This is a genomic window from Dyadobacter sp. NIV53 (genome assembly GCF_019711195.1).
In the GTDB taxonomy this organism is placed as follows: domain Bacteria; phylum Bacteroidota; class Bacteroidia; order Cytophagales; family Spirosomataceae; genus Dyadobacter.
The window spans coordinates 7,398,904-7,414,159 of record NZ_CP081299.1 but is presented as its reverse complement, the minus strand read 5'-3'; the positions used below and the strand labels follow the sequence as shown (position 1 = coordinate 7,414,159).

The window sequence follows — 15,256 nt, the reverse complement described above, 5'->3', positions numbered from 1 at the left end:
GGGATGCTATTTACGTTTCCGTAAAAAACCCTTTATCTCAGCACCACTGTATTTTAAAATCTTATATAAGGTAGGCTGACTTCTGATTTTGAACATTTCCCGGATCTCATCGGTACTCCGGCTGTTCTTCTCATAGATCTCTTTGACTTCCGGGGCAATCTTGCGGTAACGCTCACTCAACCCTTCCGGCCGGCCACCGGATCTTCCCCTGGCACGGGCAGACTCCAGACCAGCTTTTGTCCGCTCCCTGATAATGTTACGTTCATGTTCAGCCAGCACACACATAAACTGAAAAAACAGATTACCGGTAGCCGTACTGGTATCAATGGATTCTGAGAGCGACTTCAAATTCACGCCCTTTATTTTTAAGGCTTCGATCAATTCTATGAGTTTGATGGTGCTCCTTCCCAGCCTGTCTAATTTCCAGACTACAATCGTATCACCTGGCCTGGCATATTCAATCAGTTTCTCAAAATTTGGTTTTGTAGCTTTTACCCCGGAAACCTTATCGGTAAAAATCTGTTTGCATCCTTCCTTTTTTAAGGCGTCCAGTTGAAGATCCAGATTTTGGTCATGGGTAGAGACGCGCGCGTATCCTATTTTGATCATTTTATGTACGAAACTTAATAAAATCAAATATAATACATTTAGTTAATTTACATAACAATATACATAACATAATCCCTAGAAATAGAGAAGTTTTGTGCTATGTATAAATACGGTCGTTTTAATAAACAATCAAAATTTGACTTGTCGGCTAGCTGTCAACCGATTTCAGTAGCATATGGAAATCAAGGCTTTGCTAATGAACGGTTCAAGTAAGAAGTACATGGCAGAACTTAACCGAATCAAGGAAGCAAATTTATCTAATCGACACTACTAGCTAAATGTCAACCTGATGCCTCAGCAAACGAAACAATAGTATGAACAAAAGAATAGCAACCAAAATTAAGGCGAAAGGCCAAATATAATTTGGGTTTGTCAACTTTATTGAATCGGAATTACCTATTAAAACCATATTTGCCCAGTAATAAGGCATAGTTTTTTCACCATTGTCAGCTTTAATAAAATTTATTTTTGCCTTTCGTAAAGCATCACCCTTATCCATTCCCTGAGCAAGATACTGGTTAAACAAAGTTGAAATGGCATATATAGCATCTTCATCCGCCTGCCACAAAGTTGCAGCAATAGATTGCGTTCCTGCTGAGGCAAATCCTCTCGCAAGACTAAATATACCTTCTCCCCTTGCGCTTTTACCAATATTGGTTTCACAAGCAGTCAGTATAATTAACCTCGTTGCAAGCCGACGCGAAAGATTCAATTCTGAAAGTCGTATGATTGAATCCTGCAAATATAAATAAGATTCACTTTCAGCCGATCCTGCACTAGCATGTGAAAAAATATTGACAACTCCATAATTAAACACATCATCCAAAAAGCAATTTTTTGTTGCTTCCAGGCCTGTATGTACTACACTGTTGCTGTAAAATTTAGCAGCATCCCTCATTAAATTTCCAGATTCTTTTAAATCCGGTACATTTAAATGAGGCTGAAAATGGACAGGAGCAAATCCGATAAAATCACCTTTGGGAATTGTAACTGGAAAATCTTTCAGCAAAAAACTAGCTGAATATGTATAACTAAATATATAATCGTTTAGAAGGAAATGCGTACCAAGAGAATCTTTAGAGAGAGCTTCAAATGGTATTAATATATTATCAGCGCAAATAATCACCCTTCCCTCATGTAACGCTAACGGCTGAATTAATGTTACGTACAATTCATGTGACATTAAGGCAAATGTATGATATTGATTATTCTGAAATTTTTTGTCTGAACAAATTTGATTGAAACGGTTTATTTTAGCTAAACTTAATTTCTCTGGGGTAAGACGCGATATTTTAACTTGGGCAGAAGTAACATATAATATATACGTCATCGAATCAGCCATAAAGTATTGAATGAAACTTGCTTTTTTTTTATGTAAATTATTTTTCAATACACTTAAAGTAGGTACATCCGAACTGTATTTATATTGATAATAAGCAGGATATTTGGTTTCAAGTGTTTTAATATAATTCTCAAAATCTGTTTTAACTGTCAGTAACTGACTTAGATTTTTTTCCCATTCCTTGCTATCAGGCTTGGAGGACATTGTATTTTGAAGTGCTAACGTGACTTTCGCTCTATATTTCTGGTCTCTGAATGTTTCAGCCAAAGGTAATTTTGCCAAAGCACCAAGTTCATTTAATTTATCATTCAGAAGAACGGCACGGCTTTTTTCCATGAAGAAAAACGCGGTTTCTGCATTATTAGCCAGATAACACGCTTCAATTGCTTTTTCATACATTTCCCTGGTTTTACTGCGCCAGAATAACTTTGATTGTTCCCCCTGCTGTTTCCATCGCATCTGGTCTACAAGTTTGTCAGCTAGTTTGTAAGTTTTAATTGATAAGCTTAGCCAGCTGGCTTTTTTCTTTTTTATACAGAGCCAAAAGAGATTCCGCCTTGTTAGACAACAATGTGTAAACATAATAGTCATTGGAAACAAGTGAGAGCATTTTGAAATTGGGATTGCTAAATATTGACGGATCTGAGAAATGTATGGGTAACGTATTTAATGCTTTCTGGTAAAAGATCAGGGCTTTTTTGTAATTGTTTTGTCGCCAATATAGAACACCAATGTTAATATATATTCCAGCTTTTTGATAATCATCACTTGCCTTTTCAAGAATGGTCAGTCCTCGTTCGTAGCACGCCAGTGCATTTGGAAAGTCATGCAGGTTATAGTCATACAGGTAACCCAGGTCCAGCATATCTCTGGAACATTGCGGCCAGTTTTCAGCAGCTTCGTTGAGCCTATATGATTTTAAATAGTATTGCCTGGCTGCATGGTAATTAGAATTTACCATCAATAATTGTGCATATATAGCATAGGTGGTAGCAAGATCTTTTGAAAAAGAGGGATTGCCTGAAAAAATTGAAATGGCTGACTGTATATTTTTTTTTGCATTCCCCAGATCGTTGATTGCAATTTGTGATTGTACTTTTTGTGAAAGAAGTGATGCCTCTGCAATTATATCCCTTATTTCCCTGGCCAAAAGAATTCCTTCATCCGATGTTTCAATGCACTTTTGATAGTCTCCATTTTGATAAAGAGTAAAAGCTTTGTGGGAGAAAGCCATCATTGCCAGAAAATATTTGGAAGGGAATTTTTTACTTATATAAATGCAGCTGTCAAGTGAACGAATATAGTCTTGCGACAGATGGATTTTGCTATAAATTATCCCGAGATTGTAATAACTATTAGCTAAATAAGATTTATCAGTCCCTGCAATTGATTTTAGATTTACTGATATAGCTTTTCTTGTATAAGATAATGCCGTTTCCATGTTATCGTTGCCGATATATAAAGCACCTAAACGATGTACAATCTGAGCATAAGTACTATCCGGAACATTCCCACAATGGAGAAATTGTGCCGAGAGATTTGTAAGCCTTTCAATTTTTTTATTTACCGGGTCGACACTGCCCTCTATCTTTTTTAAATCTTTCCAGAATGAAAGTTTATTTGGACAATTACCGGTAACCTCTGCTGAGTAAAGTGCAGAAAGCAACACAGCAAAGAGATATGCTTTTCTAATCATTTTATCCTTTTAACTTGTAGCCCGAGATATAACTTTCTTTCTTTTATTGATAATACATCCGTTACGTATCCAATAATGAGCTAATTTTTTGTTATATATTAGTATTGGCGACTTAAAAAATATTGGGTTTCTCCGGGCGAATTCCTTAAATATATTGTCCTTGCTAATATCTTTTTTGAACCATTTCACCGAGCAGTTCGCACCAATTATCCCGGTCGCAATGGCTGTTGCAAATGATGATCCGCGTAAAGGAGCATATTCATCACTGTTTTCTGAAAAAGGAACGTCAAATTGCATTTCATGATGGGCACCTACCCCAAGATCTACAAATTGTTCAGAAAAGTTCTGTGCTGGACTAATTTTAACTCCGTCCGTTGTAGTTGTGGTTATAACGATTTTGCTCTTACTGCTTAAACTCGCAGGCCAAAAGTTATTGTATTCAACGTTCCTGAGTTGTAGGATGCCTGATTTATTACTAGTATCAATACCTTGAATGTCTATTTGAATTTTTTCGTCACCTCTCGGGAAATTTCCAGAGGCAGTAATAAAAAGTATCCCTTTTTCCGCAAGTCTTTTTGAAATCAGTTCATCCAGATAAGTTAACGAAAGTCCTAAAATGTTGGCAAACCCCCAGCTTGCATTTATTATATTTACTCCATGCGCCATGGCAACATGAATTGCACAAATAACGCCATAAAGATCACCTTTCCCCGAGGACGAGTGTGTCTTTAACGGCATGATCCGAACGTAGTTTTTTTTTAATTCTATGAATTCGTTTATAATAAATTGACTTACCAGACTGCCGTGTTTTCCTATGTGGTCGTCATGGTAATTACTAGGATCCTGCCCATCTATTAGCTCACTTTTATCGACAAAATTCCATCCGTTCTGAATAAATTCATAACAATGAGCACCAGGCAAACTCCCATCTTTTTCCCATAGATATCTTGGGTCTACCAGCCCGGCATCTAAACCTGTATCTAACACTGCAACCACAACTTTCTTTTTACCTTCATCAGCAGATTCCGAAAATTTATTTTTAAACCCTTGTTGTGGGGGCCAATGTTCGTATGGTAAGGAAATATAATAGTTTAAGGAGAGTTCACCAACTGCCTTCCCCGGAGATGTTCCGGAGCCAGCTTTTACGCCTTCAGTAACAATTACCGTTTCAATATCTATGCCCTCGAAAAGTACAAGCGGGCAGTCACATTGGTCACACGTTTTCGCTGTTATATCTGCAGGCGTTAAAATTGTTGGTTTGCGCATGGAAGCGATCAGAAATTCCTTAGCGGAATAAATATTTTCTGCATTGGGTTTTTCAGTAAATACCACAATAATCTGATTTTCCCTATATGTTTTATCAAAGCCGGGCGTAGAAGCCCTTCTAATAATTTCTTCTTTTGTTAATGAAAACGCCATCGCCTATTTGTTGGTTTAGAATTTATGAATGCAATGCTGAATCAGTTTTAAATGCTTTAGTTACAATTCTTAAAGCCTTTACACATTTTCATTTTTTTAACCACTTCTCAGCCTCTTTTCTTCCCGATAAATTCTCTCCAATGACTTTTTCGAGCAGTACCTGTGCTTTATTTCTATCACCTTCTTTATTTCGTTTCAATAAAGTTATTGCCATTAAAAAATACCCGGGATTACTATGCAGATGTTTTAACTGGCTCAACTGATCAAATTCCATTAATGCTTTATCATAATCTTTCATTGCGAGGTAAACAATACCAGTATTTTTTTGCCTCCGTATTTTCAGGATGATTTTTGTAAAGCCTGTCAAAATAAAGTAACGCCTTGTTAAACTCCTGGTCGTTATATGCCGCAATACCTAATTGTAAACTATCTTCCGAACTGCTCATTGTCTGGCTTAAGTGCTGTAAGTTGTCGTTGTAGTACTCCGCTGCCAGACGTTGCATATCATCATTTGATCTAAAAAATGGCAGGTAGACAAACAGGAAAATAATTACTGAGGCGGCAATTGCCGCATACCATTTATTGATTCCGTAGTGGTTTACCGGACTTACTTCGGTTGGCTCATGCTGCTTGCTTTTGTGGCTTGCAAAGCTCCTGAACGCTGCTATCCATGTTTCTTTTGTTGAAAAGTCAACAGGAATTACTTTAGTTGTTTTATGTGGTTCACTTTTAAAATACCGGGTATTTAGAGACTGCAGGGAATGAAGCAGGTTACTTTTATCTAGCTTGTTCTCTTCCTGCTTCCTCATTGCGGTGTCGATGGTACGATAAACTTCAAATTCAGCATACAGTTCTTCATTAGAAGATAATTCCGCTTTAAAGAGCGATATTTCTTCGCTGGTCATCCTTCCATTAAGATAATCTTCAAAATCTTCAAATCTATCTGTATTCATAAGCTTACCACTTTAAGGAGTCAAACTGTGGAGACGATTTCATCCGCTCAACCAATTTTGCCATACACTCCGACTTTTTTTTCCTGGCATAGGCATAGGTTACGCCGACGATTGCAGCAACCTCTTCCATGGATTTACCACCCCAGCTCAGATTAAGTAATTGTCTGCAGACATCTCCTAATTCTTCCAGCTTCTCTGCAATCAGTTTTAACCGATCCTCCTGAACTGTAAATTCTTCGGCTAGTTTAAAACTATCTTCACTGAGTATATATCCGTCATCGTCAGTAATTGTTACTTCACCGATCTTTTTCTTATCCAATTCGTTTAACCACTTTTTCTTGCAGATCAAATACAGAAAAGCATCCAATGGGCATGTTAATCTAAAATCCTGAGTTGTAGCTTTATCAAATAAAGACAATAAGGCATCCTGAAAAATATCGGCGGCTTCTGCTTCGGTGCCATGATTTTTTAGTACCATCCATTTAATTTTTCCAGAAAATTTTCGATACAATTCATCTAATAACACGCGGTCATTATTGATTAAAGCATCAATATATTTATGGTCAGGATGCTGCATGCAATTGACATTAAAATGTTTTGGAGTTCTAAGTCATTCTCGTTTAAAATGGCCTTATGTAGTATGTAATATTCTTAAAGTTAATGTTTTATAAAAATTTTCCTATAACTGATAAGGTCATATTTATTAAACGGTAAATCCATTCTTTTTTTCCGGATTTGCTTTGGCACCCCTACTTATTAAATAAATAGTGTATGAATTCACTTAGAAAGTCAAAAAATTTCTAAAAACAATAAATAACTGACAATCAATTATTTACAAATGAAATTGACACATATAACCTAAACAATTAGCATCGGTTACATTATGCCACATAAAAAATTTAATTTTTTTCAGAAAAATGGGTAACAGCCGTGCTACATACCGGATATAACATCAAATAAGCTTATTGATCAAAATTATTTTTTCAACAAAAAACAACTTACAAAATGGAAAATTTAGAACAGTTTAATTTAAAGTCCTTAAATGATGATGAATTATTGAATGTTGATGGTGGGGCGTCTAAGAGAGTACGCGTCTATTTCGTCGACAAATGTGGATGTGTAATTGGCTATAAAGACTACATAATCTACTATTAATAATTACCAAACAAGAGCGGGTAATATTACCCGCTCTTGTCAAATTTTTAATGAAAATTTTATGCAAACGAATGAAACGCTTCTATGCCCCAGCTACTTTGCTAAATCCGGTGCTGAATTATTCGGTGTAGTTAACAAAGAAGGCAGGGTGGAATACCTTGATGAATCAATTAAAGTTGATCAGACGTTTGTTGATGCTGCACAAAGATATGAGGATGAAACCGGGAGGGCGGCAGATGAAAGATTCCGGTTTGCAGGGAAGTGCATAAAAGGAGGTTGCCACCAATGGAGCCTTGAAAGTGCTTCCTGCAGTCTGGTCGGAAGAATAATTGAAGCAATGAACAAAAAAGCAGAAAGCAATACACAGTTTTCACATTGCGCCATTCGTAAACATTGCAGGTGGTTTGCGCAGCAAGGCAGCCTCGCTTGTGCTAATTGCACCGAAACTGTTCGAAGTATGGAACGATCAAGGCTTGAAGCGCTTGATCCGGATGAAAGTTAATTTTTAAAATTTAAATTATATCAGCATGAAAGCAAATGAACTAATGATTATTGGGCATCTGAAAGATTCAGCTGCATCCAAGGAAGAATTTATGCAAAATCTTGCGGCATTAAATGTCGGAGAAATATCTGCTGAGGCTATCGAAAAATTGGAAGGTGGAGCAGTCAAAAGACAGATTATAAAGCCTACATATGGAATTATTTGGAAGCCTAGTCCTGACCCGATTGTCATAAAAATATGATAAATTTTATCCCACCCAGCCATGCAACGTGAAATATATCAATCCGATGTGATTGAAGATGTTGCGGAAACGTATCTTCCGCAAGTTTCTGTCCAGGGACAAACAATTTATATTGCAGTCATCTGCGCTGTGCTTGCCTGTTTTTCAGCACTTCCTGTTTTACGTATAGATGTTTCCGTTCAAAGCCCGGGAATCATTCGTTCGACAGCGGAGCGGAGCGAACTTCGCCCGCTGACAGGAGGAGAGATGGAAAAGGTGTTTGTAAAAGAAAATGAAAAAATTTCAGCAGGGCAGGTACTTTTTAGATTCAAAACTGATATTGCTGACACCAAAATCCGGTTAATACACGCCATGCAAATGGAAAAAAGCAGCTATATCTCTGACCTCAGGAAGCTTGTTTCCCACAATACATCCGGTACTTTATCACTGGAATCTCCATTGTACCGGCAACAGCATCAGCAATTCATTTTGCAACTAAGAGAACTGGATGAAACCAGGCAGAAACGGAAACGGGAGCTTGAAACAAGCAGAAATCTATTTGCAGAAAAAGTGGTCGCACGTCAGGAACTGGACGACAAAGAGTTTGGCTTTACTACTGCCGCAGCGCAACTTGACGCCTTTATGGAAAAGCAGACCGGCGATTGGCAGGCCGCACTTTCGCGATGCCAATTGGAACTGCAGGAGATCCAGGCCCAGGAAAAACAACTTCAGTCGGAAATATCCAGTACCCTTATTACGGCACCTATTGCAGGCACGATCAGCCAGATGGCTGGGAAATATCCAGGAAGCTATGTTCAGCCGGGAGAGCTACTGGCTATAATTTCTCCTGATTCTAATCTGATAGCCGAATGCTATGTTTCACCTAAGGATATCGGATTTCTGAAAGCAGGAATGAAGTGTCGTATGCAGGTTGACGCCTATGATTACAATCAATGGGGTATGGCTGAGGGCACTGTTCTGACAATTTCCAATGACATTGCACTGACCGACAAACAGCAGGCTTATTTCAAAGTGAGGTGCCGACTTGATAGTGATCATTTGACGATGAAACAGGGCATCAGTGGAAATCTTAAAAAGGGAATGACGCTTTTGAGCAACTTTGTGGTGAGCCGCAGAACCCTTTACGATTTGCTGTACGATCAGGCTGACGACTGGCTCAATCCTCTTACGAGCAAACAGGATATAGCAACACGTTGATTATTAACAAATCCAATTATTATTTGAAATGCTATGTTTATAAAAAACAAAATCTGTATCAGGCAGCACGATATAACGGATTGTGGCGCAGCCTGTCTGGCTTCAGTGTCAGCATACTACAAGCTATTGATGCCCATAGCCCGCATACGCCAGTATGCTTCCACGGATAAAAAAGGCACGAATGTGCTGGGCATGATTGAGGCAGCACAGAAGCTGGGCTTTCAGGCCAAAGGTGTTCGTGGTGAATTCGAAAGCCTTTCCCGGATTCCAATGCCAGCTATTGCACATGTCATTATAAATGAAACCCTTCAGCATTTTGTAGTGATTTACGAAATAAACCAAAAACACGTGGTCGTGATGGACCCTGCTTTTGGTAAGCTTGAAAGGCATTCGCATGAAGATTTTAAGAAAATATGGACCGGTGTACTAATACTGCTGTTACCAGAAGCTGGATTTGAGAAGGGAGATAACAGAAAGTCAGTAGCAGGACGGTTCTGGTCGCTGATAGGACCGCATCGCAGGGTTATGACACAGGCACTTTTTGGGGCGGTTGTATACACGGTCCTGGGTTTATCAACCTCGATTTATGTCCAGAAAATAATTGACAATGTATTGGTTGGTGGAAATCGCAATCTACTGAATCTGATGAGTGTAGCGATGTTCATTATTTTGAGCTTACAGCTATTTATTGGTTTTATGCAAAGCGTTTTCGCCCTGAAAACCGGACAGCAGATTGATGCAAGATTAATTTTGGGATACTACAAGCATCTTTTGACTTTGCCACAGCAGTTTTTTGATACAATGCGGGTGGGAGAGATTATTTCAAGGGTGAATGATGCGGTCAAAATTCGTGCTTTTATTAATGATACTGCTTTATCGTTGGTTGTCAATATGTTCATTGTAATCTTTTCGTTCGGGATGATGTTTACCTACGATGTCAAACTGGCACTGATTATGCTATCGGTTATCCCAATATATTCGGCAATATTTTATACCGTCAACAGGATCAATCGGAAGGGACAACGCAAGCTGATGGAAAATTCCGCAGAACTGGAATCGCAGCTGGTCGAATCAATCAATTCGATGGGCACCATCAAGCGGTTCGGTCTGGAATCTTTTGCTAATGTTAAAACCGAGGTGCGGTTTATGAAACTGCTGAAAAGTATCTTTAAATCATCTAAAGTATTTCTCTGGTCCGGAAATGCTTCTGAACTGGTTTCACGTTCTTTTACAATTGTTCTGCTTTGGGTTGGCTCAGGCTTTGTGCTGGATAATTCCTTGACACCGGGAGAGTTGCTCTCATTTTATGCATTGATCGGATATTTTACCGGACCTGCGTCGACATTGGTAGAGTCAAATGCAGTAATTCAGGATGCATTAATTGCAGCAGACCGGCTCTTCGAAATCTTGGACCTGGAACGAGAGGCGACAGAAAACAAGATTGAGCTCACCAGAGATATGGTTGGTGATGTTACTTTCCGACAGATGTCATTCCGGTATGGATCGAGGGTACAGGTGTTCAGTGATTTAAACCTGACAATCCCCAACGGCAAAGTCACAGCGATAGTCGGCGAGAGCGGATCTGGTAAATCGACTCTTTTATCACTTCTACAAAACATGTATCCGCTTCAAAGTGGCAGCATTTATATTGGCGAATACGATATCAAGCATGTTAGCAACCAAAGCCTTCGGCAAATTGTAAGCGTTGTTCCCCAGCAGGTAGATCTTTTTGCAGGTAATGTAATTGATAACATTGCCGTCGGTGAACATGTGCCGGATATGCAACGGGTGATCACTACCTGTCAGATGTTAGGCATCAGTGACTTTATTGAAAAACTGCCCAATGGATTTCATACCTATCTGGGAGAAAACGGTGCAACATTATCAGGAGGTCAGAAGCAGCGAATTGCAATTGCACGTGCATTGTATCGTGATCCGCAAATCATTATTCTGGATGAGGCAACTTCTTCGCTTGACTCTTTATCCGAAAAGGCCGTCCAGAATACAATTGAAAAGCTGCGCGAGTCAGGTAAAACGATCATTATCATTGCTCACCGGCTCAGCACCATAATGAGCGCAGACAAAATTCTGGTTCTTGAGGGAGGGAAACTGATTGAAGAAGGCAATCATTACCAGCTACTGTCAAATCAAAATGCCTATTACAGACTTTGGGCTTCTCAGTATCTTATCGACTTTCAGCCAAATCCTTTGGATCCCGTAAGTCTCCGTAATATTTGTGCCAACGGAACAATTGTTGGTGTGGATGATCATGTACATTAAACCAATTCATGCCATGAGATCTATCATATTGACCTTATTTTGGATATTAATGCTCACGACTCCGTACAGCATTGCAAATGCACAGGACACACTAACAATATCCAAATGCATTGAAATTGCTCTTGCCCGAAACCCAGCTATAAAAGAATCGCAGCTCCTGCTCCAATCCATTGCTAACACCCACCAACAAAACAAACGCAGCCTTCTGCCATCTGTTGAAGGCATGTTGAGTCCCGGTTATTCTTTGGGACGAAGCATAGATCCATACACCAATTCTGTTACTAACAGCCGGATCGGGACAAGTAGCTTATGGATCAGCGCCGATTGGCTGGTCTACAATGGATACCAGAGAAAACGTGCCTCACAGCAAGCCGCACTAAACGTAACTGCCAGCCAGTTTGACGTTCAGACAGCCAAAAACAGAATTGTATTGGAAGTATTGCAAGCCTGCATGCAAGTTCTGATGCTTCGGGAATTACTGACTCTTGCTTATAATCAGGCTGAGTCCACAAAACGTCAGATTGACCGTATATCAAAGCAAATCAAACTGGAAGTCGCTCCTGAATCGGCTTCTTACAGTCTTCAGGCACAGCTAGCCAGTGATGAGGTCCAGATTATTAACACTTATAATGATCTGAAATTGGCAAACCTTTCTTTGGATCAGCTTTTAAATATGCCTGCCGGGCAACACATTGAAATTGAGCAACCCGGATATGAGCCGAGCACCCCAGTACCTGATACCTGGAATGATATATATAAAACTGCATTGGTAGCACGGCCTGAGCTAAAAGCCCTTGAAACCCGTTTGCTTGCAGCGAATAAGGGAATCGACATGGCTAAAGGATTACGGCATCCTGTTGTTTCTCTGCGCAGCACCCTGGGAACTGCATTTTCATCGGTTGCAAAAAAGGCAGTTGCAAGCGAAGAATATGTGCAGACACCTATCAATGCTTTCATAACCGTTGACGGCAAAACCTATCAGGCCAGTGCCATAAACCAATCAATGGCTCTTAGCAACATTGGCTATTTTAGTCAGCTAAACCTTAATCGGGCATTTTCGATCGATCTTTCGATCCGGATACCCATTTTAAATGCCACCCAGGCCAGTTATAAAATACAAGAAGCTAAAATTCAAAAACTGATTTTATCCAATCAGCAGGTTCATGCAAAACAGGAACTGAAGAGGCAGATTGAACAAGCTTTTATAACTGTAAAAAGTACAGCTGAACGTGGTCAAAGCCTGGAAAGGCAAGTTAAGTCCCTGGAAAAAGTGCTGCATGTAGCTGAAGTAAAACTTTCCAACGGAATTGCCAGCCCGGTAGAATTCCTTCTTGCAAAAAATGATCTTGAAAGAGCAAGAATAAGCTTCATACAAACAAAATACGAATACTGTCTGCGCAAGCAAGTGCTTGATTTCCTGCGGGATGGAAGCGAATGAAAACATAAAGATATTCGTTACTGCCTCTGTCCCAAAACAACACATGCTGAGTTAAAGCTTATTATGGATGATGTTCATTATGAAGATCCTAAAAGTGAATATTCGGAGAAAATTGTCAAAACCTTAATGGCAAAGATTCTTAGAAAAAAGTTTAGATTAAAAAGCCCCAATAAAAGTTGGCAGCAGATATTAAGATTAGAAAAACAGGAAAATATGTTACCCTAAATAGTAAAGATGCAAACACTTGCACAATTATTTAGGATGGGAATTTAATATTGGAAAACAGTAATATTACCAACAGTAAAAAATGAATACTTCTGAAAGTAAAAATTTGATAGCGGCTCATTTTGATATTAATGGCAATATCATTGCTGGCGATGGTATTACAATTATCAATTTTAAAGAGACAACTCAGTATAAAGTGATTCAGGAACAGATTACTGAGTTAAATAACGACTTTGAAAAAGTCCGGCAAGAATTAAACGAGAACCAAAATAATACTCAGCTGGAACTATAGTTACTCGAAAGTGACAAGAAACGAAGCTTCAAACAGAGAGAAATAGAAAGCCTGAAAATGTATGTCCTAAGTTTGGCTGGGCTGTTTTCTCGGATCCCAATAATGACTGATCGTTTGCATATGGCAAGGCAATATTTTAAAGCAGGAGATCTCCAGGCAGCGCAGAATGTATTGGATTTTGAAACAATGAGTACTGAGCTTGATACCTTGCTTGAAAGTCAGGAAAAGATACAAAAGAAAGAAAGTGAAACAGATCAAAGTCTTAAAGACAGAGCAAATGAGTTTTTAATTTTAGCTCAACTGGCCGCCATCAATAACCAGAGGGCAGACTGCTTCAATAAAACCCTGGATTGTTTTGAGCAGTCCCTTAGGGCAGAGCGAAATGTTGAGAATCTAAAGATTTATACGAATTTTTTAAAAGAAAACGATCAGTTTATCCTTGGATTGCCATTATATGAAGAAGTATTAGAAATATACCGGCAGCTGGAAACGGCTAATCAAGGTGAATACCTGGCAGAAGTGGCATTGTCTCTACAAAACCTTGGCAATGTCTGTAAGGAAACAGGACACTTTGATCAGGCTAAGCAACATTTCACAGAGTCAATACATATATACGAACAGTTAGAGATTAGTTCCCCGGATGTTTACCAGAAAAATGTAGCCTTGTCTTTGAAAAATCTGGGTGACATTTACTATGAAATCGGAAATTTTGGTAAAGCAGAGCATGCCCGCCAGAAATCTTTACAAATTTACATGAAGCTAGAAACCACCAATCCGGATGCTTATCAGGCAGACATAGCAATGTCTTTGAATGACCTGGGCGTTCTATACATGAAAGCCAAGCGCTTTGACGACACAGAGCAGGCTCTTCAAGAGTCGTTGCGGATATATCAGCATTTAGCAGCAGCCAATCCTTACAAATATCAGGCAGATGTAGCTATGTCCATGAACAATTGGGGCAGTCTTTACTATAAAACCAAACGTTTTGACGATGCAAAACAGGCCTACCAGGAGTCTTTACATTTATACCGACAGTTAGAGATGGTCGACTCGGATGCTTATAAGGCTCAAATAGCATTGTCTCTGAACAACATTGGTGTTCTCTTCGATAGCACCGGGCACCCTGATAACGCAGAGCAGGCCTATCTGGATTCTTTTAGTATATACCGGCAATTAGCAATGACTAAACCTGATAACTATCAGGCAAATATGGCATTATCCCTGAACAACCTGGGTAATTACTACAATGAAGTAGGGCGACTTGACAACGCAGAACAGGCCTATCAGGAGTCCTTATGCTTATACCGGCAATTAGCAGTGGGCAATCCCGATCTTTATCTTGCAGAAGTAATAGAATTATTAAGCAACTTAGGAATTCTATATTGTGAAACGTTGCGCTTTGATAAGTCAGAGCAGGCCTATCTGGAACATTTACAGATATTTCGGCAATTAGCATTGGCTGACCCACATGTTTACCAGATTGATGTTCCTCATTCTCTGAGCATCCTTGGCCGTTTATATAATGGTGTCAAGCGTTTTGACGAGGCAGAGAAGATGTATCAGGAGTCCTTACTGATATACCGACAATTAGCGAAGGAAGACTCATTTAGTTACCAGGGGCATGTGGCAAACTCTTTAAATGAAATTGGTATTTTTTATAAAGATATTAAGCATTTTGACAAGGCTGAGGAGGTATTTACAGAGGCTTTATTCATATACCGACAATTAGAGACTATAACCCCTGCTACATACCAGTCTGGTATGGTTTTCTCGCTAAATAATTTGGAGAGTATTTATAAGGACACCGGTCGATTTGGTAAGGCTGAACAGATATTTCAAGAAAAATTAAGATTAGATCTTTAAATTTTCCAGTTTCATTTTCGCCAATTCAGTATTATGAGTCAATG

The 15,256-nt window shown here is 39.1% G+C and carries 14 protein-coding genes; 7 read left to right on the top strand and 7 right to left on the bottom strand.

What is annotated here, in order from left to right:
* Positions 1-6: 6 nt before the first annotated feature.
* From KZC02_RS30580 to KZC02_RS30550, 7 genes are all read right to left on the bottom strand, one after another.
* Positions 7-609, bottom strand: coding sequence for a recombinase family protein (locus KZC02_RS30580; protein ID WP_304488624.1), 603 nt, complete (start codon positions 607-609; stop codon positions 7-9).
* A gap of 274 nt (positions 610-883) precedes the next feature.
* Complete coding sequence (locus KZC02_RS30575) at positions 884-2,350, bottom strand: CHAT domain-containing protein (RefSeq protein WP_221392126.1); 1,467 nt, start codon at positions 2,348-2,350, stop codon at positions 884-886.
* 94 nt (positions 2,351-2,444) lie between these two features.
* The gene (locus KZC02_RS30570; RefSeq protein ID WP_221392125.1) at positions 2,445-3,647 is read right to left on the bottom strand and encodes a tetratricopeptide repeat protein; all 1,203 of its coding nucleotides are present in this window, start codon (positions 3,645-3,647) and stop codon (positions 2,445-2,447) included.
* A gap of 9 nt (positions 3,648-3,656) precedes the next feature.
* The gene (locus KZC02_RS30565; RefSeq protein ID WP_221392124.1) at positions 3,657-5,066 is read right to left on the bottom strand and encodes a S8 family serine peptidase; all 1,410 of its coding nucleotides are present in this window, start codon (positions 5,064-5,066) and stop codon (positions 3,657-3,659) included.
* A gap of 88 nt (positions 5,067-5,154) precedes the next feature.
* Positions 5,155-5,364 (bottom strand): hypothetical protein, encoded by a 210-nt coding sequence (locus KZC02_RS30560; protein ID WP_221392123.1) that lies wholly within the window; start codon positions 5,362-5,364, stop codon positions 5,155-5,157.
* Positions 5,351-6,019: a hypothetical protein gene (locus KZC02_RS30555; RefSeq protein WP_221392122.1), complete on the bottom strand. Its 669-nt coding sequence runs from the start codon at positions 6,017-6,019 to the stop codon at positions 5,351-5,353. Before KZC02_RS30555 ends, KZC02_RS30560 begins: the two co-directional genes overlap by 14 nt.
* A gap of 4 nt (positions 6,020-6,023) precedes the next feature.
* Entirely contained in the window at positions 6,024-6,596 is a 573-nt protein-coding gene (locus KZC02_RS30550) for an RNA polymerase sigma factor (RefSeq protein WP_221392121.1), read from the bottom strand.
* A gap of 639 nt (positions 6,597-7,235) precedes the next feature.
* Between KZC02_RS30550 and KZC02_RS30545 the strand changes: the two genes are divergently transcribed.
* The 7 genes from KZC02_RS30545 (at position 7,236) to KZC02_RS30515 (ending at position 15,212) form a co-directional block, all read left to right on the top strand.
* Positions 7,236-7,676 (top strand): hypothetical protein, encoded by a 441-nt coding sequence (locus KZC02_RS30545; protein ID WP_221392120.1) that lies wholly within the window; start codon positions 7,236-7,238, stop codon positions 7,674-7,676.
* Positions 7,677-7,701: 25 nt separating this feature from the next.
* On the top strand, positions 7,702-7,917 hold the full coding sequence (locus KZC02_RS30540) for a hypothetical protein (protein ID WP_221392119.1): 216 nt from the start codon (positions 7,702-7,704) through the stop codon (positions 7,915-7,917).
* A gap of 21 nt (positions 7,918-7,938) precedes the next feature.
* Positions 7,939-9,114, top strand: coding sequence for an HlyD family secretion protein (locus tag KZC02_RS30535; RefSeq protein WP_221392118.1), 1,176 nt, complete (start codon positions 7,939-7,941; stop codon positions 9,112-9,114).
* Between the two features lie 33 nt (positions 9,115-9,147).
* On the top strand, positions 9,148-11,394 hold the full coding sequence (locus KZC02_RS30530) for a peptidase domain-containing ABC transporter (RefSeq protein ID WP_221392117.1): 2,247 nt from the start codon (positions 9,148-9,150) through the stop codon (positions 11,392-11,394).
* Between the two features lie 13 nt (positions 11,395-11,407).
* A complete protein-coding gene (locus KZC02_RS30525; RefSeq protein WP_221392116.1) occupies positions 11,408-12,832 on the top strand; it encodes a TolC family protein in 1,425 nt (474 codons plus the stop codon).
* A 307-nt stretch (positions 12,833-13,139) separates the two neighbouring features.
* Entirely contained in the window at positions 13,140-13,349 is a 210-nt protein-coding gene (locus tag KZC02_RS30520) for a hypothetical protein (RefSeq protein WP_221392115.1), read from the top strand.
* 102 nt (positions 13,350-13,451) lie between these two features.
* The gene (locus KZC02_RS30515; protein ID WP_221392114.1) at positions 13,452-15,212 is read left to right on the top strand and encodes a tetratricopeptide repeat protein; all 1,761 of its coding nucleotides are present in this window, start codon (positions 13,452-13,454) and stop codon (positions 15,210-15,212) included.
* Positions 15,213-15,256: the final 44 nt, after the last annotated feature.

Coding starts and splice junctions, on each gene's coding strand:
- KZC02_RS30580 (WP_304488624.1), bottom strand. CDS start 609: ATGATCAAAATAGGATACGCGCGCGTCTCTACCCATGACCAAAATCTG.
- KZC02_RS30575 (WP_221392126.1), bottom strand. CDS start 2,350: ATGTATGAAAAAGCAATTGAAGCGTGTTATCTGGCTAATAATGCAGAA.
- KZC02_RS30570 (WP_221392125.1), bottom strand. CDS start 3,647: ATGATTAGAAAAGCATATCTCTTTGCTGTGTTGCTTTCTGCACTTTAC.
- KZC02_RS30565 (WP_221392124.1), bottom strand. CDS start 5,066: ATGGCGTTTTCATTAACAAAAGAAGAAATTATTAGAAGGGCTTCTACG.
- KZC02_RS30560 (WP_221392123.1), bottom strand. CDS start 5,364: ATGAAAGATTATGATAAAGCATTAATGGAATTTGATCAGTTGAGCCAG.
- KZC02_RS30555 (WP_221392122.1), bottom strand. CDS start 6,019: ATGAATACAGATAGATTTGAAGATTTTGAAGATTATCTTAATGGAAGG.
- KZC02_RS30550 (WP_221392121.1), bottom strand. CDS start 6,596: ATGCAGCATCCTGACCATAAATATATTGATGCTTTAATCAATAATGAC.
- KZC02_RS30545 (WP_221392120.1), top strand. CDS start 7,236: ATGCAAACGAATGAAACGCTTCTATGCCCCAGCTACTTTGCTAAATCC.
- KZC02_RS30540 (WP_221392119.1), top strand. CDS start 7,702: ATGAAAGCAAATGAACTAATGATTATTGGGCATCTGAAAGATTCAGCT.
- KZC02_RS30535 (WP_221392118.1), top strand. CDS start 7,939: ATGCAACGTGAAATATATCAATCCGATGTGATTGAAGATGTTGCGGAA.
- KZC02_RS30530 (WP_221392117.1), top strand. CDS start 9,148: ATGTTTATAAAAAACAAAATCTGTATCAGGCAGCACGATATAACGGAT.
- KZC02_RS30525 (WP_221392116.1), top strand. CDS start 11,408: ATGAGATCTATCATATTGACCTTATTTTGGATATTAATGCTCACGACT.
- KZC02_RS30520 (WP_221392115.1), top strand. CDS start 13,140: ATGAATACTTCTGAAAGTAAAAATTTGATAGCGGCTCATTTTGATATT.
- KZC02_RS30515 (WP_221392114.1), top strand. CDS start 13,452: ATGACTGATCGTTTGCATATGGCAAGGCAATATTTTAAAGCAGGAGAT.